Genomic DNA, 23,203 nt, shown 5'->3' with positions numbered 1-23,203 from the left:
CCCTGCATGAGGTTAATATCTAGTGCATATAGCATGGTTTGAATATGTAGTAATTTCTTTGACTTCTTGAGTATATAGGAGAATGTTCGGAAAATCTAATTGGTTTTTCCAGTTGATTTAATAGATTTTATCTATAGATATATACCGGTTAATTCTATAGATAAAAGCATAGTAATAATTCTTGATTTATAAATATTTACCTATGTATTCATAAAAAAAACTATCGTTTTCCTGCAAATTTCGCAGAAAAACGATAGTTAAAAGGAATAGATTAATTAAATAGCACCGATTTTTTTCAATGTATCTGTGATGTTTCTTCCTTCACGTACGCCGTCCATGATTTTGCGGGCACGCTGACTGTCACCGATATTGACAAATTCAACGCCTTTTTTAGCAAAATGTTTTTGTAAGAAAGATACATTCTCATTTACAGGCTTCATACCTAGGCAAACGAAACCATAATCAAACTCAAGATTGCTGTCGACACCTTCATATTGAAGCTTGAAGTGGTCAGAAGCAACTTCCATAAGAGAAGTATTCGTATGAACTGTGACATTTTTCTCTTTGATCATGCTCATCATGGAAATACGAGTGATATGATCCAAATCACGGCCGAGCATCGGCAATCTCTCAACGATTGTCACGTCTGCTCCTCTTTCAGAGAAGTATTCGACAACATCAAGACCAACGGCTCCTCCGCCGATAACGCCAATTTTCTTGCCTTCAACATCCAATTCATTGAACTCATCTAATTTATTCAATAAGCCCATGATGGAGTAAATTTTCTCGCCATCTTTATCAATGCGGTCAAGAAGACCAGGGATTGGCGGAAGTAATGGCTGCGAACCTGTTGCATTCACAACTACATCCGGCTTGAATTGTTCAATCAGCTCGATGTCAGCTTTCGTATTTGTGAATGTAATCAAGTTTTTCAATTTCTCCGCACGTTTCACTAAATAGTTAGGGAAGTCAGAGATACGGTTTTTCGCTGGTAGTGTAGCAATTTCTCTAGCCAAGCCGCCAAGATATGGCTTTTGCTCGAACAAGTAAACTGTGCAGCCAACTTCTGCAGCTGTACAAGCAGCTTCAAGACCAGCAGTACCGCCGCCGATGACAACAACATTTGTCGTATCTTTAATGCGGTTTTCTTTATGAGAATCTTCTACATAAAGGTTCGGGTTAATCGTACATCTAATTGGCCGGTTTAAACCGATGCGGTGACCAGCACATCCAATGTTACAAGAGATACATTTACGAATTAATTCTTCGTTCTGCTGTTCTACTTTATTCACCCAGCTAGGGTCGGCAATCAATCCACGGCCCATCCCAATTAAGTCAGCATGTCCATTTGCAAGGATATCATCAGCGATTTGCGGGTTACGGATGTTACCAGTTGTCATCGTTACTTTGCCGAATTTTTCTTTAACGGCTTTCGCCATGTATGAACGCCATCCGTCAGGTAGGTTCATTTGGTCGATTTGGTAATGTACAGAGTCATTGACAGCAGCGGATACGTCGAAGATATCCACTTCGTCGTTTAAGTATTCAAGGATATTAAGCGTGTCTTCCAATGTGTTACCGCCAGCTAATAGGTCATCGGCGCTGAAACGAAGCATGATTGGGAAGAACGGACCAACCTCAGCACGAACGCGGTCGATAACCATACGAGCGAAACGAGCTCTATTTTCATAGCTTCCGCCAAACTCATCTGTACGGTTATTATATAAAGGAGATAAGAATTGGCATAATAAGTAAGAGTGACCCGCATGAATTTCAACAGCATCAAAGCCAGCTGCTTGTGCACGTTTAGCCGCTTGTCCGTATTTCTCTACGATTTCAAGAATTTCTTCCTTTGTAAGTGGTCTAGGAATGGCACCGCCAGTCTTAGAAGGAATATTGGATGCAGAAACCGGTTGAAGTCCCTCAATACGTGCTGGAACGGCAGAAGCCCCGGCATGGTTAATTTGAATGGCTACATTCGTACCATATTTATGAAGAGTTTCAGTTAGATTATAAAGTCCAGGAATATATTTGTCGTGATCGATACGGATTTGTGTTGTTCCGTTGGATCCGAGCGGGAAGTCGACATTTGCATTTTCTACGATAATAAGGCCTGTTCCGCCTTTTGCTCTTTGCTCGTAGTAGCTGATGTGATCTTCATTAAATTCCCCGTGCTGCCCGCCGAAGTTTGTACCCATTGGCGGCATAACGATACGGTTCTTCAATGTCATCATTTTCACTTGAAGCGGTTCAAAAATGTGCTGATAGTTCGTCATGATTTTATCCTTTCTCAGTTGAATTCAACTTGCTCTAATCGAGCATAGTAGTATAAAGGTGAATTCAAAATTAATTCAATTCCCTGTTAGTGAAACTTCCTATACAGAGACAAAGCAGGTGTTAATACAGAATGTGTTTTGTTTCACAAAAAATCTCGACACCTCTATACACCTATGATATATTCGTCATTACCGATTATATCCCCGGTTATTTTAATAATCTAATTGATTTTTTAAAGAGAATTAATAGATGTTTTCTATAAGAAAGGACAAAGAATATTTATGAATTTACGCCAACTGCATTATTTCCGAACCTTGGCCAAGATTGAACACTATACACAGGCAGCGGCCCAATTATCCATCACTCAGCCCAGTCTAAGCCACGCGATTACAGAGCTGGAAAAGGAATTAGGCGTTTTTTTGTTTGAAAAGCAAGGTAGAAACATCCGTCTGACTAAGTACGGGAAAATATTCTTAACCTATGTCGATTCCGCCCTTTGTGAATTGGAAAAAGGTGAAAAGAAAATCAAGAAGTTAATGAACCCTGAACAAGGACAGATTGACTTAGCATTTATCTATACGCTTGGTTCCCGGTTCATTCCAACATCAATTGAAGCATTCGTGAAAGAAACAGAATATAAGGACATTACCTTTTCTTTCGCTCAAGGAACAACCAAAAGTATTATACAGGGACTTAAGGATGAAAAATACGATCTCGCTTTTTGCTCGTATATGGAGAATGAGAAAGAAATTGATTTCACACCAGTAGCAGAGCAGGAATTAGTACTGGCCGTTCACCCTGATCATCCATTAGCTCAAAAAGTGACCGTTGATATTGGGGAGACGGTACCCTACCCCTATATTTTCTACTCAAAAGAAAGCGGCCTAAGGCCTTTAATTGATAAAATTTTCAAAGAGGAGAATCTCAAACCCGAAATCGTGTGCGAGGTTGAAGAGGACTCCGCAGTCGCAGGGCTGGTCTCTGTCAATTATGGAATCGCCATTATGCCAAGGCTATCAACCATTGAGAATCAAGCAACGATTAAATTGATTAAGATCTCCAATCCAATACATAAGCGATTTATTTATCTTGCCAGTATGAAAAATTACTTTCTTTCCCCATCTGTCAGGCTATTTCGAGATTTCATCATTGAATTTGCGAAGGATCAATCTCATCAGTTGTTCTAAAAAAAGGCGGAGTGCTTGCTCCGCCTTTTCCTTTTTGTTTTTAAATGCCTGGTATATACTCTTACCTCTTTCCGTCCCCTTCAATATCTTCTTATTTTCCACCCTCAATTTGATCTCTTACCAGGATAAAAGTCATCTTAATGCCAAAATGGTTGAAACTATGAAGATTTGGCACATAGTAATAATATTTCATATATTAGAAAACTGACCTCACAATTTCTCTGCATAATAAGAAATACGGCTTGAGGATGACTTCTAAACAGGTTGATGCATGAAACATTATATAAAATTAGAAAGAGCCGAAGATCATTCACTATGTATAAACAGAAATAGTTTATCGTTCGGCTTTACTAATTGCTGGATATCTTTTTCCAACCTTAGTTCTATAGACTGTTATAACAAAGATTCGAACTTCCTTAGGACAAATGTCATCTTAGAGCTGAACTTTTTTCATCGTTGAAGATTTAGCACATAGTTATTGTCTTTCATCTAACTCCATTTTTTAAATAGGCGCTAACGAAAAAAAGCCTGTTTTAAAAAACAGGCTTCAAAACATCAAAACTCCGGCATTTGATCCAGATTATTTTCCTTTGTTCCATCAGGCTCACTTCTGATAATATCCCGGCCGTATTTATGAAACACATCAATATGAGCGAGCTTGCCACCTTTAGCTTCATCTAAGGCGGTTAAGTAATCAAGCTCCCTTCCGCTCTCTGTTTTGAAGGCAATGATATCACCATCATCATTTTTTTGGACGGCGATAATGCGTTCCTTGCCTGGAATCATCTCTTCCTTATTTGCTGAAACATCGGCAGAGTTCAGGTACTCTTCATAGATGGAATTAAACCATTCATTATTATTATTCATATAGCATCCCTCCGCTCTTAGTATGTGCAAGAAATAACATGCATGTATAAAAGGATGCAGCTTTAGGAAAAATGAAAAAGGATGCAGCCAGTCCGGCATACACCCTTTACGCATTTAAGTTCAATTCAGCTTCACTATCAATTACTTGTAATTCATATGTCTTAATAATATTTATGAGCATGCTGCTATAGATTTTTTCTCCATTTTCATCAGTGGCAGTACTATAGCCAGCATCCTCAAGAGCCTTTGCCTGCTCCTGATAAGTTTCTCCATCAAAGAGCCCATTCTTCTCATAACGCTTATTCTCGACTAGAAATTGACCATGGTCCTTGATGGAATCCTCTAACGAACCATACACACGAAAATCACTTGTAATCTGATCATCATAGTTTTCTTTCGTCTCTAGATTAGCGGTAGCACCATCCCAGTTATGACCCTTGATCCCGAATAAATTATTATATTCCTTTGTAAGTCCCGAATTGCCCCAGTTTGATTCAAGGACAGCCTGGGCAATCGTGATGGAGGGCAGGATGCCATACCTCTCGTAGTTGGCCATTGCCCCATCTTTCATTTTATTAATAAATGCCCGCTGACTGCTGTGGTCACTTTTTTGCTCATTCAGGGCTGTTATCGCATTATTCGCTTTATCGATTTCCTCTTTCGTAAAATGCAGATCATCCATAACAGACTTCATGGTTTTCAATGTATACTCTCCATTATCCCGTTCAATGAAGTGCTTCGCTGTTCGTTGGATTTGACTTGTTGTCACGGTATCCATTGAATACTTAACCTGAAGAACGGCCGCAACCTCCCGCCAATTAACCTGCACCTTTCCGAAGCTAACCTCATCGACCAGCTCCTGGATTTCCTTCGAATTATCCAATGATACAGGCACAGGCTCATAAGCATCAATCAATTTCCACAAGCCTAAGAATAACAGGGCAAATATGATTAAAGGACCTGCGATATTGGGTCGTTTTTTCTTACGTGTCATTGAATGCTCCTTTATGATTGTTATTTATATCATTGATGTCGGTGTTGTCTCCTATTATAAAACTCTATGTGAGGATGAATCCAATATAAATGTTTTTCACCATTGTAACAGATTGTAAGAGTTATGGAACTGTTAGATTATGTAACTTCTAATGACTTTTGCAGAGCCGATGATTTAACGATTCTTCACCTCCAATTTTGTATATCATGCAGCTTTCCGACAATTTTTGGCATGAAAAAGACGCAGAATTGTTCATCCTGCGTCATCATAAATTGATCATGAAGTACTTGCTTGGCGAAGTTTATGATGCTTATATTTTTTCCAAAGCATCCCGTGCGTTGGTGAGAGGAAGAAGACAAGCAGAAACTGAATCCCAGCAGCGGTAATCATGCATCCGGCTATCGAAGCATCTAGAACCATCGCCATATAGTAGCCGCCTATTGAACTAATTCCTCCTGAAACAACACTAATGACAATCATCATGCTCATACGATCGGTTAGTAAGTAGGCAGTTGCGGCTGGTACAATCAGCATGCCAACAACCAGAATGGCACCGACACTCTCAAAAGAAGCAATCGTCGTCACCGATACTAAACCCATCAATAAATAATGAAAGAAAAGTACCGGAATACCGAGAGCAAGTGCCATGGCAGGATCAAAACTGCAGATTTTGAACTGCTTATAAAATACAGTGACAATCAGTATGTTCAATAAGAAAGCTAAGCCTGTCACCCAAACTGCCATCGGCCCCATATTCACCCCGCCTGCACTCCAAGTATCCCAAGGAGCAAAAGCAATCTCTCCGTAAAGGACACAATCAAGATCTAAATCGACCTGACGGGTAAACATCGATATAAGCAGTACCCCTATAGAAAACAGGGCAGTAAAAGTCACACCAATAGCTGCATCCGTCTGAACGCCGCCTTGTTGGAATTTTTGAATTAAATACACGCATAATAGTCCGAATACCGCTGCTCCGAACATCATCCAAACAGAATCACGGGAACCGGTAAATAAGAAGACTAGCACAATGCCGGGCAATACGGAATGGCTGATGGCATCTCCAACAAGAGCCATCTTGCGGAGAATGAGGAAGCAGCCAAGAATGCTGCAAGAGCCTGCGACAAAAAAGCCAATGAGGATGATCCAGAACGCATTCATACAGACTTTCTCCCTTCTGCCATAATGGTTTGTTGGCTTCGGAGGTACTCCCGTTTAATCTTATTCCTTCTCGTAAACTTCATAAGCACACCTCGTTTAGGAGCAAAAATGACGGAGATTAGAAACCAAAAGCTTGCCGAGAGGACTGTCAATGGCCCGGTTGGGAGATTATTGGCTACTGTACTAAGGAGTGTACCGGATATGCCGCTCATCATTCCAAAGAAACCGGATAGAACAATCATCACCCGTAAATCCTCCGTCCAATATCTCGCTGACACAGCAGGTGTGATTAACAGCGCGACCATCAATACGACACCAACCGCTTGGATACCTGTGACAACGGATATAACAATCAAAAACATCATCCAATATTCCAGCCAGCTCACAGGATAACCAATCCCACTAGCAAATCCAGGGTCAAACGACACAAGCTTAAATTCCTTAAAGCACAATGCCGTAACGGTTATCAAAAATAACGATATGATTACCATTGTAATGACATCACTCATGAGCATGGACGCAGTCTGGCCAAATAGAAACTTATCTAGACCAGACTGGTTCCCCGCACCTCCCTGCTGGATACGGGTGAGCATTACAATGCCAGCACCAAAAAATACACTTAAAACAATCCCAAATGCACTATCCTGCTTGATTCTAGATTTTCGTGTGAACAAACCAATCAAGAAGATGGCCATTAGCCCAGATATAGCAGCCCCAATCAAAAAGAAGATGATTGATTTAGTTCCCGTGATTAGAAAAGCGATACAGATACCTGGCAGAGCAGCATGTGATAAGGCATCTCCAATTAAAGCCTGCTTGCGCAAATAAGCAAATGTGCCAATAACACCACTTGATAAACCTAAAAGCATTGAGCCAAGTAAGATCCACATTGTATTGGGATCATTTAAAACGGCCGTTAAATTCATGCCATCCCCTCACTTTACTTGTATGAGGGCATTTGACTGTCCATCCAGGACAGTCAAACTCCCGCCATATGTTTTATGCAGATTATCTACCGTAAAGATTTCTTCTGTCTCCCCATATCCAATCAAATGTTTATTGATCAGAATCGTCCAATCAAAGTATTCCTTCACAGTGGATAAGTCATGATGCACGACAAGTACTGTTTTCCCTTGCTGCTTTAACTCATTCAACAAGGTAATAATGGCTTTTTCAGTGGCGGCATCCACTGCGGCAAATGGTTCATCCATCAGATACAAATCAGCCTCTTGTGCAAGTGCTCTGGCTAAGAATACTCTTTGCTGCTGTCCGCCTGATAATTGGCTGATCTGCCTTTTCGAAAAATCCTCCATCCCCACTTTCTTCAAACACCGCATAGCGATTTCCCGCTCTCTTGAACCTGGCCGCTTAAACCATCCTAAATGTCCGTATCGTCCCATCATGACAACGTCTAGAGCATTCGTCGGGAAATCCCAGTCGACTGATTCCCTCTGCGGAACATAGCCAAGACGTTTTTTAGCAGATTTATAATCGCTCCCAAGTATAGTGATATCGCCTGATATTCTTGGCAGCAATTCGAGGATGCCTTTTAATAATGTGGACTTTCCAGCCCCATTCGGCCCAATAATTCCGACAAGCTTCCCTTTTGGGATCATAAATGAAATATCCTCAATGACCGGTTTATCATGATAGGCAATTGTTACATGATCGACCTTTAATGCTTCCATCACTATCTCCCCCTATCGTAATGCGTTCGTAATTGTATCGACATTATGTTTAATCATCCCAATATAGGTGCCTTCCTCTGTCCCGTTTTCTCCCATTGCATCTGAGAACAGCTCACCACCGACCTCTACGGTATGGCCTTTCCTTTCCGCTCCTTCAATGACAGCTTGAATGGCTTTTTGTGGAACGCTTGATTCCACGAAGATTGCTTTGATTTTCTTCTCCACAATGAAATCCCTTAATTCTGATACATCCTTTGAGCCATATTCAGACAAAGTGCTGATCCCTTGCAAGCCCCTTACCTCAAGTCCGTACGCTTCTCCAAAATATCCGAAAGCATCATGGGCTGTGATCAGTATCCGTTGTTCCACAGGGATGCTTGATAATTGTTCAGCTGCATATTGATCAAGCTTCATCAACTCTTGCTTGTATGCCTTATAATTCTCCTCATAGGTTCCCTTGTTTTCTTTATCCTCCGCAATCAGGGCATCCTTCACAACATCCAGTGTTTCTATCCAAAGCTCAACGTCAAACCAGATATGAGGGTCAAATGTATTATCTTCGACAGTCTGAAGTTTCCCTTTCTCAATATCTTTCGTGACAGCAATAACCGGTTTCTTCTTTTCCATCTTTTCCAGGATATCCTGCATTTTCCCCTCGAGATGCAAGCCATTATAAAAAATCATCTCAGCCTGATCAATCTTCTCCATATCCCCTTGAGTGGCCTTGTATAGATGCGGGTCAACACCAGGACCCATCAATCCCTCTACCTCTACTAAATCACCGCCAATATTAGCTGCCAAATCGGCAATCATCCCAGTTGTGGCAACAATCTGAATCTTACCGTCATTATCGCCAGAAGCAGCATTCTCCTCTCCGCAGCCGCTTAGTAACACAAGCGACAAAATAAATACCATCATGCTCCATAACCTTGTTTTCTTCATTCTTTCAACCTCCTAAAATATATAAATGATAAATTGCAAACCTATCAATTGATAATTATTCTCACTAGATAATACAAAAGGATCACAAAATCCCGTATGCATGAGGTTATTTGTCTCTCAAATGATAATTATTCTCACTTATGGTCACAAAAGTGGGAATTATATTATTTTCAATAGGACAATTGATAATTATTCTCATTTCGAAATAAAAAGAAAAGGCCTGACTCTATCATCCTCTTATTAATAATAATTATAAATAAGCTTATCCTTTGATTAAAGTTTATATAAAAAACAGGTGAAAACCCGTATTGGTTTCCACCCGTTTCGATTCATGTATCTCTTAGTGTTTTTATTGTACCGCTTCCCCCTGATAAATCCGGTAAGCCGGTACAACGGTATCTGTTACAATTTCTTTTCCTTTGCTGCGTATGAAATCAAGCTTATAGTACGCGTCAAAGCGCTGGCTGATTTCTGTTTTGACAAGCTCTGGCGGTGTGACAATGATCAATTGGAATTTCAGCTTTTCTGCTACGGCAAAGATTGGGTCTAGAACATGAGCAGATGCGGCCTGTCCAAATGGATTGTCACAGACGAGCGGTACCCATGAGTTATCTGCTTCTGTTTTGACAGAAAGAAGCATCATCATCATGACCATTCTCGCAGATAGCTTTTGACCGCCGCTTCCATCTGATTTCGTACGAGAGCCTTGGTTAATGGTTCTCCATGTAGAATAATGCTCTTTTTGCGGCTTGCCGTACATGAACGCATTATCGGTTCTCATATTGTAAACAAGCAGTTCTGGATACCGGTTACGAAGGGCTACGAACAGGATTTGTTCATCCCCGATGAGCTGCTTAATTTCCTGGTCAAGCTGCTTATTATTCTCGTCAATGGAGTCGAACTGAGCACTGATTTTGTCAATGGCTGTGACGAAATACTGCTTTAAGAGCGGTTCGATGTCCTCCACACGCCTTGGGAGAATATCCTCCTTCAATTGTACAAGCGGGAAGGTGCCGCGCTCATTCTTGATTTTCATTTTTGCGAGCATCGAACGTATGGCATCCGTCATGCTCATCACCTTCATGCTTGCGCGGTTCGTCCATACATCCCTCGCCTTTTCAGCTCGTTCTTTATCCAAGTCTAGCTGTTCAAGACCGCTGCGAGAGAAGCGTTTCATATTTTGGATGATGGTCAGCATATGGGCGTAATGTCTCGTATCCATATGGTCAAGTGAGGTCAAGACTTCGTTTTTGAAGCGGATTTCCCAATCCTTTTCCTCAATTGCCAGCTTCAGCTTCCGTAAGGCTTGTTCCAGCTTCGCGTGCTTCACCTGCTTCTCTTCCTGCATACCTTGATGCTCATCACACCAGGAGAGGATACAGGATTTCCCCTGATTCTTGATTGTCTCAAGATCCTCATTCGCAAATGGAGCTGCTTCATCCTTTAAGATGACGGATAAGGTTAATTGATCTCCTTCATACCCAGTGATACGGGCATCCGTTTCCTTTTGACCCTTTTCGGCATTTTTAAGCCGGTCTTTGGCAATCTTTGTGCGGTCCTTGATTTCAAGCTCTTTAACATCCAGGTCCTGACCTTCCCATGTCTCCGGCTCTTTCTCATGCTTGTTCAGCTTCTTCTCAGCTTTCTTCCTTTGGTCAAGAGCATGCTTTAAGGTCGTTTCCGCAACGGTGACTTCCTTTTCCTGTTTTCGCTCTTCTTTATCAGCTTCCTTTGCTTCCTTTTGCGCTGATTGGAAGAGACCCTCAAGGATGCTAAGCGGTTCTTCCGGCTTCGGTTTTTCACGCCAGTTTTCATCCTGCTTTGTAAGCTTTTTCTCAAGCTTCACAGCCTGCGCCTGTTCAGCTTCCTTTTTCGCCTTCAGCAAGGTCAATTCCTGTGATTGCTCCTCCTTGGAACGCTGCAGCTGCTTAAGCTCGGTCACATGCCCAATCATGGCATCGAGAAGATGGGAGGGAAGACTTGGTGCCTCCTCGCTCGGCTCGGTCTTTTCAAGTGTTGGGAAAACGGCATCTTCGACAAATGCGCCAATTTCCTTCAAATCTTGCTCCATCGCCATTTTCCACTCAAGATGCGTATGATTCCATTGTGCCAATCTTACGGTATAATCATCGAGCAATTTTCCTAATTCCAGCTGCTCTGTCGTTAATTTGTCTCTTCGTTTCTCTTTCTCTGCCAAGACCGTTTTATTGTCTTCTGACTGATGCTTTTCCTCTACAAAGGCAGAGACTTCAGCAAGATCCTTCTCCGTCTCATCGATTCGCCTTTGTTTCTGGTTCATCTGTTCCTGGAGCCCGGTTTGAAGTTCTCTCTCCTTCTCAAGTGTCTTGACAGTATGGGTCAATTCCCTCTGAGCGGAATCAATCAAGGCTTCCTGCTTTTCCATCTGCCTTAAGAGGTCCGTGCATAAATCCGTATCGGTCATTCGATCGATATCCTTCGTGAGTCGACGGATAGCTTGCTCTGTTTTCGCAAATTCCTGGATAGCTTCCTTCTTCTCCTCAATCTGCTTGGCCATACTGGTTTTCCATTTGGCGAAGCTTTGACGGTCCATCAGAAGGTCTCTTTCCTCTCCATCAATAATGACAAAGGAGTCCGTGCCTCCATCCTTCATTTCCTCCCTGAGGAAAATAGGTACAGGACTGCGGAAAATCTTTCCTTGAAGAAGGTGGTGATTGATTTTCTCCCATTGAATTTGGCTGACGACCAGGCCAAAAGGAAGAAGGGGATAGGATTTCAAGTGCTGTCTTTTCGCCTCGTCATCCAGGGATTGTACATATTGTGACCCGTAGAAGACATCAATGCCGGTCTTCTCGTCAATCCATTCCTTCATTTGCTTTACATCTTGGTTGGCAATCCAGAATGATTCATCATTTAAATATTGATCTGTTTGTACTTCCCACAGTTCTTTCTTAATCTGTTCAGTTTCTTCCTCATTTTTCTGGAGTATATCCTCTAGAGCATGGCCATACTTGGAAAGCATCGCATGAGAAAGCGGTGCAGACACATCATCAAGGAAAGCATGCATCCTTTCGATAAGTGCTGTTTCTTTCTTTTCTTGCTTTTCATAGGCTTGCTTCCATTCATCGAACCTTTCCTTCATATGTTTCAATGACTCCGTCAAGGTTCCAACCGTATTGGATAACTCCCCTTGAAATTGCTGGGATTGCTTTTCTTTCCCTTTAAGGTCATTCATCTCATCAGCTAATCTAGTCTGATCGTTTTTCAGCTTACCGACTAAACCATCCAAATCATACGCCGCACGGTCCCCGTATGCCTTGACCATGTCACTAGCCTTTATTTCAAAGCGCTGCAGCTCTTCGGTAAGAGTGCGAATATCGGTTTTGATTTGGGTAATTTCAATCGTTTTTTGTTTATCATCCTTTGTTAACGAACGGATGGATTTCTCTAAATGGAGCTTAAAGGCGTGGTAACGATCATTTTCTTCCTTCAGCTTTTCGGAAACCTCTGTCCATTGGCTTTGAACGGCGTGCTTGATTTCCTCCATCCTTGTATTGACTTGCTCTAAACCGCTATTACGCTCAAGACTGCCCATTTGTTGATTTAGATTGGCAATGGTATTCTCAAATTCACTCCATTCCTTGAGCAATAGCGAGAAGGCCGCTTCATCTTTTTCAGCTTGTTTCTCCACAGCAAGCTTCTGAAGCTGTTCAAGTTTTTCTTTTTCTTCGGCAAGCTTTCTCTCCCATGTAACGGCTTCCTCGTGAGCTCTTGCATACTCAAGATTGTCCTTCTCAAACCGTAGTAAGGACAACTCCTCTGTCAATTTCTCCATCTCTTTGGCAAGAGAGGTCAGCTCCTCTTTATCCTGCTTGATGAGATGCTCAAGGGCACCAAGTAAGGCCTGTCCCTTTTTCTTGCTCTCGACCACAATCTCTTCCTGCTTAACACCTGCCTCGATATGCTCCTCAAATGGAATCACATCTTCCAAGAATTCCTTGTGAGCCTGTTCACGCTTTAATAATACTGGCAGGTCGCGGGCGATGCTCGCCTGGCTTTTGAAGATTTCGATCAAGTCATTCTTCTGATGCTCGGACTTGTTTAAGACTTGGCTCACCGTCGGAATGATACGCTTCTGAAAGAGGGAATGGTCGTCCTCTGCTCCTTCAAAGAATTTGCCTACGCCCCCTTCATCACGGTTGATTTCCTTCATGATATCCCAGTCTTTACGGTTGATGCCGTATGTATCGAGAATGCGGTAATGCTTCTTAACATCCTTATAAACGTCAAAGCCATTCCACTTGAAATAATCCTTCAATTCCTCCGTATCAGCAACCTCTCCGTTTTCAAAGAGCGGGATATGCTCTAAGGCCACGTCTTCCTTGCGGTCAAATTCACGGGCATAGAAGGTGATGTTTGGAACGATTTTCGCCTCCCGTTCCATACTATCTGCATCTTGTGCCTCCTCGTTCATCGACATGCGCTGTTCAGCAGAGAACATTCCTCCTGTAACAAGATGGCGCTTGTCTGACCCATCAAGCTCCCATTGAATCAACACATGGAAGGTATACGGGGCAAACTGCTCTTTTTTGTTGAAGAAGAATTGCTGGTAAAAGCGGTTATTCTGCTTACCCCATGATGTACCAGGCTTCAACACCTGAAAGATTGTTTGCAGGAACACCCCTTTCCCGCCGCCGTTCATCATGGCAATCAAGCCATTTGTGGACGTTTCTTCATTATGGAAATCAAAGGTTGTATCTTCGTATTGCTTTTGCATTCCGTCGTATCGGAGACCGACGATTCTAATTCGATGGATCTTCGGCATGCTCTTCCTCCTTGCTCGCCATCAAACGTTTCATTTGCTCATAGCGGTCATAATCGTGATAAAGGAACTCGATTCGCTCGAAAAGCTCTGTCTTCGGCAGAGCTTTCGGTATATCCTCTCGGTCAAGGATGATAATCAAGCCTTCTGTTTCAAGAAGCTTCATCGCTCCGGCAATTAAGCCGATTCTCGTACGGCGGTTCCCTTTACGCAGGCTGAATTCATCCGTATCCACTTCCATATGGGTCCATGTTGTCACGATTTCCTGCATATCAATCATTTCATCGAGGGCAACAGACGGGTTTTCCTTCAGCATGACGGTCCATTTGTTCATTAGCTCATTCACATGGCGTTCAAGTGCATAGAAAGTAATGCCTTCCCGCTTTGTTCTGATTTTTGCCGCCTGATTCTTATCAATCATGGCCATGAAGCTCATGATGATGACACTCATCAAGTGGAAATGCTTCTTATTTTCGATATGACGGTGTCTATCCTTCATATGTGTAAAGTTTGTCGCAAACACCGAGCCTGTCGGCTGCACAACTAGATGAATCCTTTTTGGTGATTCAATAATAAAGGTTCCTGACTCATCTGCCAGGATCATGACAGCCTGACGGACATCAGGCTCATAATAGGATTGAAAATATTCGCTAGTCTCATCGATGACTTTATCTTTTAATAGAGTAAAGTATACGGAGGACGCCTTTTTCAGGATTTCTGCATTCATTTAGATTCCTTCCTCCTGTATGCATATTTTAAATGGGGTCATTTTTGTCCGGTACCAAATTAATGGTTCAGCACTTGAATCAAATTTCGTATAGATTTGTCTGCCTTCGAGTGCGAGGAATTGCGGATGACCGTTCATTAATTTATGTAACAGCTTCTCCCGTTCATCGCTTAATGCCTCTTCCTGACGGTTCGGCGATTGGACAGTGAGCGGCTTTTTATCAAACATCATCCAAAGATCAAGGGTCTCGCTTTCCTCAAACCACTCATCCTGCACTTCAAGCGGGAGTTCCTTTAAGTCTGCAAGCGAGAATTCCCCATGCTGTAATAAATGCTCGAACACATAGCTCCATGCTCTAACGACAGAAGACCAATCCGTGATTCTTCTCTCCATCCAGTCCTCTTCCATTTCCTCCTGCTCTGTATCCTCAGTCCCCTGAATGGATGCCAGCTCCTGCTCTCCCCAAACCCATTCAAGCGGCAGGATGAATTCGTTTTTCGGTGAGAATAAAGGTCCGATCAATTTCTCGACAAGCCCGAAGTCCCGTATTCCTTCTTTTAGAATCCAATCCTCGTAAATCTGTTCGCGGAAGGAGACGAGACTGTTCTCCCAGAAGAGGGAAGGGTTCTCCGCCTTCAGCTTCATCTCATGGGAGATATTTTGAATCACTAATTTCGCGAATCGGTCATGCAGCTGTCTAGTGTGCTCTATCTTCTCATGGAGAAGCATAAGCTCGCCTTGCACGACTTCATCCTCCTCCGTTCGTTTCGCCTTCTCGATCATCGAAGTAATCGTCCGGAAATGATTCTTTTCTTCCTCGAATTGCTGCTCAATTTCCCAGCGATTATCCTCGCGTCTTTTTTCCTGTTCGATCAGGAGTATCTTCGGGTTATTCATCATTTCCTTTTGGAAGCTGTACTCCTTTGTCATTAAGCGATTAACTCTGGAAATCAAGTGATCAAGGTTTCTTGCTGCCTTGCGGAAGTTTCCATTCTTGATAAGCTTCATGCTATACAGCTGCTCAATCGTTATCGAGAATTCCTCCGCCATCTCGCGGCTCATGAAGATCATTTCCTGTGCCACATCTGTCAGCTTATAGACAATTGACCCGCCGAGTTCAAGATTCGTGTACAGTTCGTCCATTGCTACATAGCGGAAGGTCTGCGTTTCCCAAGCTTGCCGAATTTCATCAAAGTACAGGGATTCAAACGGCTTGGAGTATTCCTCCCTGCCCTGGTATAGAAGACCGCTCGCAATCCTTTCAATCTGACGCGTATCAGCGGTTAATTTCATCTGTTTGATCGTCTCATCGACCATATGGAGAATATCGCTCTTTCTTCTGCCATCATCATCATTCAACTCACGATAAAAAATGGTCAAAAGTACCTGCATGAGAATGGTCTGCAAATAAGGCTTCAATTCGCCTACCTCCATGCCTCGTCCCAGCTCAAACAGAGGATTTAACCGTTTCATCCGCTCCCCAAAGCCTTCCCAAGATTCATTCATAGCCATTTCCTCCAGCTTTCTATCGTTAATACTTCCTGCGGTATTCGTTTTTGCGTCACCCATAAGCTCTCCAATAATGCCTGCTCCTCCTCAGTAAACCAGGAAAAGAACGCATTCTTATGGAGCTCATTCCGAACTTGTTTCCGCTCTTCATTAGCGAATTCCCTGCATTCGAGCATTTTTCGATAAATCTTCAATGCCGGCTGGATGGAGCAGTCGTCAAAACGTTCCTTAAGGCGGACAAAAATACTGTATCCCTCTGCATCCAAATCACCTGCATAGTAAAATAAATACGGCTGTTCAGGGAACATGCGGAAGAAGAACGAAAAGCTGCTTTCTATCTTTTTCCCTTCGCCATATATGATCATTTCAGGTTCATAATCTAATAAATCCTCTTCAAGCAGTTTCACACTTGTATGGAAAAAGGAGAGATTCTCAACAATTAAAATTCGCTTAATGGAGGTGAGATCACAGCCCCTTTTCAGCCAATAGACAAAGGGCTCGCCATATTTCACGATCTTGAGCTTCTCCTTATTCACGCCTATTCGCTGCAGGAATCCTTTTCCTTCAGGAAAAAGCTTCTCATCAGAAAGGAATTTCTCATGCCCGAATAATTCAAGGCTCCGCTCTTCTAAAGAGACAAGCTCCCGTTCCTCTTCTTTTTTCAAAAAATCATATACATTTAAGATTCTTTCCCATTCATCGTCTGTCTGCCACTCAGGATGTTGGTTATAGTAGGTGAAATCGAGAAGATCATTACGCTTCAGCATCTCGAGGCGGTCCCATTTCGTTTCCTGCTTCTTCACATTGACCCAATAAAAGAGGGGAAGTCCGGGGGAACGGCCATTTGTCTGTTTATTCATGATCGGGCTGAGCACTTGTTCCTCCGCCATCTTCTGAATTGTCTCATAGAATAAAGTATAGCCGTCCATATCATAGTAATCTTCAATCTGCTGGCGCAGCTGGTATTCCAAATCATTAATGTTTAGCTTCTTTTTCTGTCTCGGATGCTGTATATCTTCTATAAATCCTCGCATCCTTGTTTCAATAATATTGATGTTGCCCACCTTCTTCTAAAAACAAATACACTATTGGATTATAACAAATCAACGGGTTTAAGAGTATCTTATTTTGCGAGAGAATATCGATTATACAGAAGCCTGAATAAAGATTTACCCCCTGATCAATCTAAGCTTCATTCAAATAAAGGGTAAACAAGGTTTATGTATGACAAAGAGAGAGAATAATGAAATAAACAGGAAAAATGAAGAGGAGGTTGTATAATTTTATGCAAATCAAGCAGGAGGACCATTTATTTTATATGGTAGATTCAGATGGAAATAAAGTAGGTGAAATCACCTTTGTACCAGATGGTGAGGAAAGAATCATCATTGACCATACTTTCGTCTCCCCAGAGCATAGGGGCCAAGGGCTAGCCAACAAACTTGTGAAGGAAGTTGTGCAATACGCACGGTCTAATGAAAAAAAGATTATTCCTGCCTGTTCATTTGCCCAAGTTGAATTCCAACGGGTCAAAGATTACTCCGACGTACTAGCAAAATAATGATAAAGAAAAGCGGATGTCTTAATAATTATAAGACATCCGCTTTTCCGTCACCTCCATGTTTCACGAAATAAAGGTCCTATCATTACTTGCCATCAAAAAACTCAAGCAAGAAATCGATTTTTTCCTGGTCGATTCCATTGGCAAAAGAGCCTTCTTTCCGGACGCCTGACCCAAAATGGTATTCCTTCGCATGCAGGAATGAATGAAGCTCTGGAATATTCTCTGTACTGAGGCCGCTTCCGACCAAAATCTCAGGTCCTGACCAGACATCAGATAAAACAATCAGCTGCTGCAGTTTTTCCCTTCCCTCGTAAGCGGTTCCTTTCCCTCCAGAGGTAAGAATCCGCCTTACATGCTTAGAGTACTGACATAGAACTTCGAGTCCATTCCCCTGACTCTTGAGTTCATCAAACGCCCTATGGAACGTAATATCAAATGTCGGTATTTCCTCGATCACTTTCTCTAAAAGTGCTTGGTCAATTTCACCATTTCTTAGACAGCCAAACACGATTCCTTTTACACCTAAATCGGAAAACACTTTAAGGTCTTCTTTCATAGAGAGCCAATCAAACTCATCATATTCAAATGAATAACTATGAGGGCGCAGCATCACCTGAACCGGGATATTCACACTTTCGATGACACGTTTTACCGTTCCATAGCTTGGTGTTAACCCGCCTTCTGCCATAGCAGACACTAATTCAAGCCGGCTAACGCCCATCTTTTCTGCTTGAATCGCATCTCTTTCATTTTCAACAATGCATTCTAAAATCATCTAATCACCTGCTTCTCATTCATACTCTCTTCATCTACAGAATGACATTCCTATGAGGCTATTATATACAAGACAACGTGATAAAAAAATGAACGATTCCTTTCTTTACTCAAGAAATATGTGCCAATCAGGAAGAAAAGAACCTCGCTTCCTCTCCAAATCTGTACCTTTTCATTTCGTCATTTGATAAAGGCATTGGTGAGGGTGAAGAATAAATCAAAACCACCCTATGCTGGGTGGTTTTCTAACTGAACGTTCAAACACAAGATAAAGTTCTCCCTATCTTTGCCGTTGAATAAGAAACAACAAATATTCATCCTTATTCAGCAATTGTGAGCCTTCCTTTTCTTTTCCATCCAAATGCAAGCAATAGCGTGATGAGTAGAATCGTGAATCCCATGATAAAAGGATAAATGATGTTAATGTCATACAAGGTGCCTGCCAAGGTTGGTCCGAGCACATTTCCAATGCTCATATACGCATTATTCATCCCCATCGCAAATCCTTGTTCCGACCCGGCCATCTTGGATACGAGTGTATTTAAGACAGGCCGCAAGATGCTTGTCCCGAGGAAGATAATCAAGGTGATAGCGAAGAACGCGCCATAGCTTCCAGCGAAGATGGACAATAAATAGCCGCTCGCAGTCAGCATAATAAACAAGATTAACACGGAGCTTTCACCGAATTTATTCACAATCTTGTCTACGATGAATAATTGGGCAACAACACTGACGATTCCTGTTGCTGTGACCATATTGGCGATATCCTGCGGGCTCGCTCCATACTGGTCATTTACGAATAAGCCAAGCACAGACTCATAGGCCATAAGACCAAGACTCATAATTAAGGTAATCAGCAAAACAACAAAGTAAGGCTTTTTCACGGAATTCGCGAGACTGACTAAGAAGGATGGCTGATCCATTGTTCCTGCTGCAGCATCCTGCTCATTGCGGCTTTCCTTCAGCAAGAATACGGAGAAAATCACCGCAAAGAAGGCAACGATGGCTGAGATCAGCAACGGCAGCTTCAAATCAATCTCCGCTAAATATCCCCCAATCCCAGGTCCGATGACTATACCAAGCGACATTGCCGCAGAAATGAGACTATTCCCCTTCGCCCTTTGCTCGAAGGTTGTTATATCAGCCACATAGGCAAAGATGGCTGGAACCAGCAAGGCAGCACCTACACCGCCTAACAGTCTGGAGAAATAAAGAATCCAAATAGAATTGGACAAATAGAATACAAGGGCTGAAAGCGAAAGCCCGATAAGCCCATATATAATCATTTTTCGCCTTCCATATTGATCCGCCCATCTGCCTGCAATCGGCGACATGACGAGCTGAGCCCCGGCAAATACGGCAATCATCAGCCCTGCCGCTGTACCGCCCTCACCGATGGATGCCAAGTAATCCGGCAAGATGGGGATGACGATGCCGAAGCTGGCAATGGCAATAAACATATTCACCATTAATACCAGCATTTTTTTATTTAATATCTTCACGTTAAGCCACGTTCCTCCCCAACAATTTGCACAGTACGCTGAAAGTGAATCCATTCCACCAAACGACTATACAACCATTCTACCTTGCAGAATACATTTCTAGCAATTTATGGGTACCGACAGGGAGGAATCTCTTAGAAACCAGTTGATACTATTGTTGCATGTTTTCTCTATTTCACATGAATTATAATGGATGGAAGGTGGTGATATTCATGAAGTTAAACTATACAACCCTGTTTCTCTTGTTATTTGTCGCATCTATAGCCGGCGGAATGGCCTTCATTGAAACCTATGAATATTCCATGCTTGTCGGTCTCGGATTGGGATTAGTATTCTTGTTTTGTGCAGCGACAGCACTGAGGAAAGACGTCTCAGAATATCGATAACAGAAGCCCAACATCGTTAAAGGGAGCATCTCCTGAATGTTCCCTTCTCTCACCTCTTACATTTCGATAGACATATCCTTCAAACTACCCATCTGTACATATTTAATTAGCTTTGAACATTCTGCTTGTACCCGTTTTCTGCCTAGCTCAGTCAAGAACCAATTATCCTTTACCGTGTTATCATCTTCAGCCAGGCATAAAGTGTACTCAATCCAATCTGGCATATAGGTTTGCAAAGAAAGATGCAGCCGTCTCATATGATAAGACGTCGTGACAACAAGTATTCGCCGGACCTTGTACAAAGGAATCTCCCTGTTAAGGACAAACATCGAAGCTAACACATTCTCAACGGTATGCAAGGATTGTTTCTCCACTAAAATCGCATCCTCAGGAATGCCGGAAGTGATTGCCTCTTTCTGTAGGGATTCAGCCTCTGTGAATACACTTCCCTTCCACGTTACTCCCCCGGAGAACAGCAGCCTGTCCGCCCTTCCCTGCTTATATAACTCTACCGCTTTTGGGAGACGGTATAGGACCGCCTTACTGCTGCCTGCCACAAATATGCAATCTCCCTGTTGGCCATCATCCTGTATATCGGAGAATAACAGCTTGGTCATTTGATCATCAGAAAGCTTGTCTGCATCTAAATCAGATATATACATATCGCACCCCTTTATGACATTGCGTTTTCCTAAGACTCCTCCTAATAGTGTACGACGATTACAGCCAAATGGTAACGTTATCTTGAATATTAGGGTGAATAAAAAAGAAGTCAAACTTTCCTGGAAGTTCGACTTCTTTTAAATACGTGATGAATAAAGATCCTAAGCTTTCTTAAAAGAGTGAATCCACGGCATATTCTCCTGCCCCCGTTAAAATGAGGCAAAGCAGAACGGCAATCAAGACAAGATTATACTCATATCCATTGTCTGTGTTCCACAGACCATTTCTCCAATGGACCTTGACGACAGCTGACAGCATTGTGACCGCTAATAAGGTAGCTGCAAACGGTGTAAGAAGGCCAATTATTAAGAAGAGACCACCGAGAAATTCGATTCCCCCTACCATGAATGCCATGAACATTCCTGGTTTAATATCAATGGCTTCCAACCACCCTGCGGTGCCCCTTAATCCTGCACCGCCAAACCACCCGAACCATTTCTGTGCTCCATGTGCAAGGAATAATCCGCCTACAATCAGCCTTACTATAAGGAGCCCCATGTCTTCCATTCATCCTTCCCCCTTGCATTTAGGAGATAGGAGCCGTGCAGCAACGAAAACAGAGATAGCCCTACCGTTTATCTCTATCCTAATTGTCCAAATGAATGAATGTCAACAGGCGTTAGTCCTTATTCTACAGACAATCAGCCGCAAACATAAAACGCAAGCAATTGCTGTACTTCCGTGATGCTGGCTCCCTTTTTAAAGGTCTTTTCTATTGGAAGATCAGCTCCGGACAGCCAAATTTTCAATTCGGCATCAAGGTCAAAGGTGCCCGCTGTCTCTGTACTGAAATGGGTAATACTTTTGTAGGGAATTGAATGGTACTCAATCTTCTTTCCTGTCATCCCTTGAACATCCACAAGAATCAAGCGATGCTCCGTGAAGACGAGCATATCCCTAATTAATTTATAGGCTTGATTCACTTTTTCTTCCGGAAACAGAATATCCTTTAATTTCTCCTCTGCCTCTTCTGTCTTCATGTTGGATGAATTCCCTAAGAATGCGTCTAAATAACCCATCAATGTTCACTCCTTTTTCCTTTATTTTAACATAATCTATATGAACCCATGCATTGGCGAAGATTGATGATAAAGCAGGTGAAGATGAGCTATTTACCATGTTTTATATCTCATTCTGGTGGAAAAGTTACTCAATCAAATGAATGCTTTAAAGAGGTGAAGCTTAATGGATAGGCAGCCTAACAGAGAATCGGTCCTCCAATACGCCAAGGATCAATACAGAACAGACCCGGAATATTTATGGAAGAAATCCCCTCCATCATGCTGTTTTAAGAAGACAAGACAATCAAAAGTGGTATGCTGTCGTGATGCAAGTACCAAAGAACAATTTGGGACTTAACATCGATGAAATCAATGATATTCTTACTATAAAGGTAAAACCTTTTTTTACTTGGATCCCTGCAGCAAAAGCCAGGATTCCTGGCAGCTTACCATATGAACAAGGAAAATTGGACCACCATCCTTCTTGATGGCTCTGTTTCCTACAATGAAATAATTAGGCTTATCGATATGAGTTATGATTTAGTGAAAAAACATAAATGAGCGATGGTACCAATTATATTAAAGGATAGAAATAAAGGGAATATTCAACATGATATAATGATATTGGAAAGGATTAATGTTTTCATTTGGGGGTTATGTATATTGAAAAGAATTTGTCAACAATGTCATGCTGAAATGGTAAATGACTGTGCCGTAACGGTTCAAGGAGGAATGTACGGGATAAAAATTAGCAGAAAAGGCAATGGATTATTCAATAAAGCTTCGGCCATTCCAAAAGCAGCGGTTTGCCCCAATTGCGGAGGTGTCGCTTTTTATATTGACGAATACAAACAATTTAAGAAATAAACCAACACGATAGAGAAGTCTTTGATTTTGTTAACCTCTAAGCAATTTAACGGTGATTAAATCTATTATCTAATGGCAGCGAGATTAGCATTGAAGTGTACCTTCATGAATTCTCATAGATATCCAGCTATATAACTGAAACGCCTTTAAAACTACATAAGTAACAAAATAAAGCCGGTTTGTTTTACTCTTCGTAAAACAAACCGGCTTTCAATGGTCTTGATAAGATTATC

Annotated in this window: 21 protein-coding genes; 5 read left to right on the top strand and 16 right to left on the bottom strand. The window is 42.1% G+C overall.

Going from position 1 to position 23,203, the window contains the following annotated elements:
- Positions 1-275: 275 nt before the first annotated feature.
- Positions 276-2,276 carry an oxidoreductase gene (locus tag AC622_RS09645; protein WP_049670881.1) on the bottom strand — a complete coding sequence of 667 codons (2,001 nt, stop codon included), beginning with the start codon at positions 2,274-2,276 and terminating at the stop codon, positions 276-278.
- A gap of 282 nt (positions 2,277-2,558) precedes the next feature.
- Between AC622_RS09645 and AC622_RS09640 the strand changes: the two genes are divergently transcribed.
- Positions 2,559-3,464, top strand: coding sequence for a LysR family transcriptional regulator (locus tag AC622_RS09640; RefSeq protein WP_049670880.1), 906 nt, complete (start codon positions 2,559-2,561; stop codon positions 3,462-3,464).
- Positions 3,465-4,019: 555 nt separating this feature from the next.
- Here AC622_RS09640 and AC622_RS09635 read toward each other — a convergent pair.
- The 10 genes from AC622_RS09635 to AC622_RS09590 form a co-directional block, all read right to left on the bottom strand.
- Positions 4,020-4,331, bottom strand: a complete 312-nt coding sequence (locus AC622_RS09635) for a DUF3892 domain-containing protein (protein ID WP_049670879.1) — start codon at positions 4,329-4,331, stop codon at positions 4,020-4,022.
- 106 nt (positions 4,332-4,437) lie between these two features.
- On the bottom strand, positions 4,438-5,325 hold the full coding sequence (locus tag AC622_RS09630; protein WP_049670878.1) for a glycoside hydrolase family 73 protein: 888 nt from the start codon (positions 5,323-5,325) through the stop codon (positions 4,438-4,440).
- A gap of 276 nt (positions 5,326-5,601) precedes the next feature.
- A complete protein-coding gene (locus AC622_RS09625; protein WP_049670877.1) occupies positions 5,602-6,486 on the bottom strand; it encodes a metal ABC transporter permease in 885 nt (294 codons plus the stop codon).
- Positions 6,483-7,412 carry a metal ABC transporter permease gene (locus AC622_RS09620; RefSeq protein WP_049670876.1) on the bottom strand — a complete coding sequence of 310 codons (930 nt, stop codon included), beginning with the start codon at positions 7,410-7,412 and terminating at the stop codon, positions 6,483-6,485. Before AC622_RS09620 ends, AC622_RS09625 begins: the two co-directional genes overlap by 4 nt.
- Before the next feature lie 9 nt (positions 7,413-7,421).
- Positions 7,422-8,174 (bottom strand): metal ABC transporter ATP-binding protein, encoded by a 753-nt coding sequence (locus AC622_RS09615; RefSeq protein WP_049670875.1) that lies wholly within the window; start codon positions 8,172-8,174, stop codon positions 7,422-7,424.
- Positions 8,175-8,186: 12 nt separating this feature from the next.
- Entirely contained in the window at positions 8,187-9,116 is a 930-nt protein-coding gene (locus AC622_RS09610) for a metal ABC transporter solute-binding protein, Zn/Mn family (RefSeq protein WP_049670874.1), read from the bottom strand.
- A gap of 349 nt (positions 9,117-9,465) precedes the next feature.
- Positions 9,466-13,920, bottom strand: a complete 4,455-nt coding sequence (locus AC622_RS09605) for a hypothetical protein (RefSeq protein ID WP_049670873.1) — start codon at positions 13,918-13,920, stop codon at positions 9,466-9,468.
- Entirely contained in the window at positions 13,898-14,644 is a 747-nt protein-coding gene (locus tag AC622_RS09600) for a DUF6063 family protein (RefSeq protein WP_049670872.1), read from the bottom strand. The genes AC622_RS09605 and AC622_RS09600 overlap by 23 nt, the downstream gene beginning before the upstream one ends.
- On the bottom strand, positions 14,645-16,150 hold the full coding sequence (locus AC622_RS09595) for a hypothetical protein (protein ID WP_049670871.1): 1,506 nt from the start codon (positions 16,148-16,150) through the stop codon (positions 14,645-14,647).
- Entirely contained in the window at positions 16,147-17,217 is a 1,071-nt protein-coding gene (locus tag AC622_RS09590) for a Wadjet anti-phage system protein JetD domain-containing protein (RefSeq protein ID WP_231589504.1), read from the bottom strand. The genes AC622_RS09595 and AC622_RS09590 overlap by 4 nt, the downstream gene beginning before the upstream one ends.
- A gap of 221 nt (positions 17,218-17,438) precedes the next feature.
- Between AC622_RS09590 and AC622_RS09585 the strand changes: the two genes are divergently transcribed.
- Positions 17,439-17,714, top strand: a complete 276-nt coding sequence (locus AC622_RS09585; RefSeq protein WP_049670869.1) for a GNAT family N-acetyltransferase — start codon at positions 17,439-17,441, stop codon at positions 17,712-17,714.
- A gap of 85 nt (positions 17,715-17,799) precedes the next feature.
- Here AC622_RS09585 and AC622_RS09580 read toward each other — a convergent pair whose 3' ends face one another.
- Together AC622_RS09580 and AC622_RS09575 are read right to left on the bottom strand one after the other, a co-directional pair.
- Entirely contained in the window at positions 17,800-18,492 is a 693-nt protein-coding gene (locus tag AC622_RS09580; protein WP_049670868.1) for a copper homeostasis protein CutC, read from the bottom strand.
- A 319-nt stretch (positions 18,493-18,811) separates the two neighbouring features.
- On the bottom strand, positions 18,812-19,972 hold the full coding sequence (locus tag AC622_RS09575) for an MFS transporter (RefSeq protein ID WP_049672881.1): 1,161 nt from the start codon (positions 19,970-19,972) through the stop codon (positions 18,812-18,814).
- A 233-nt stretch (positions 19,973-20,205) separates the two neighbouring features.
- Between AC622_RS09575 and AC622_RS21215 the strand changes: the two genes are divergently transcribed.
- Entirely contained in the window at positions 20,206-20,379 is a 174-nt protein-coding gene (locus tag AC622_RS21215; RefSeq protein WP_197089923.1) for a hypothetical protein, read from the top strand.
- A 56-nt stretch (positions 20,380-20,435) separates the two neighbouring features.
- Here AC622_RS21215 and AC622_RS09570 read toward each other — a convergent pair whose 3' ends face one another.
- From AC622_RS09570 to AC622_RS09560, 3 genes are all read right to left on the bottom strand, one after another.
- Entirely contained in the window at positions 20,436-21,041 is a 606-nt protein-coding gene (locus AC622_RS09570; protein WP_049670867.1) for a YdcF family protein, read from the bottom strand.
- 172 nt (positions 21,042-21,213) lie between these two features.
- Positions 21,214-21,609, bottom strand: a complete 396-nt coding sequence (locus AC622_RS09565; protein WP_049670866.1) for a DoxX family protein — start codon at positions 21,607-21,609, stop codon at positions 21,214-21,216.
- Positions 21,610-21,743: 134 nt separating this feature from the next.
- Entirely contained in the window at positions 21,744-22,121 is a 378-nt protein-coding gene (locus tag AC622_RS09560; protein ID WP_049670865.1) for a PH domain-containing protein, read from the bottom strand.
- Positions 22,122-22,520: 399 nt separating this feature from the next.
- On the opposite strand from AC622_RS09560, the gene AC622_RS21385 reads away from it, so the two are divergent.
- Both AC622_RS21385 and AC622_RS09555 read left to right on the top strand, forming a co-directional pair.
- Positions 22,521-22,664: an MmcQ/YjbR family DNA-binding protein gene (locus AC622_RS21385; RefSeq protein WP_442853815.1), complete on the top strand. Its 144-nt coding sequence runs from the start codon at positions 22,521-22,523 to the stop codon at positions 22,662-22,664.
- 102 nt (positions 22,665-22,766) lie between these two features.
- Positions 22,767-22,970 carry a nucleic acid-binding protein gene (locus tag AC622_RS09555; protein ID WP_156185604.1) on the top strand — a complete coding sequence of 68 codons (204 nt, stop codon included), beginning with the start codon at positions 22,767-22,769 and terminating at the stop codon, positions 22,968-22,970.
- Positions 22,971-23,203 lie beyond the last annotated feature (233 nt).

The sequence above is a fragment of the Bacillus sp. FJAT-27916 genome (assembly GCF_001183965.1).
In the GTDB taxonomy this organism is placed as follows: domain Bacteria; phylum Bacillota; class Bacilli; order Bacillales; family Pradoshiaceae; genus Pradoshia.
Note: the sequence above shows the minus strand (reverse complement) of the source record. Positions and strands in the feature narration are given on the sequence as shown.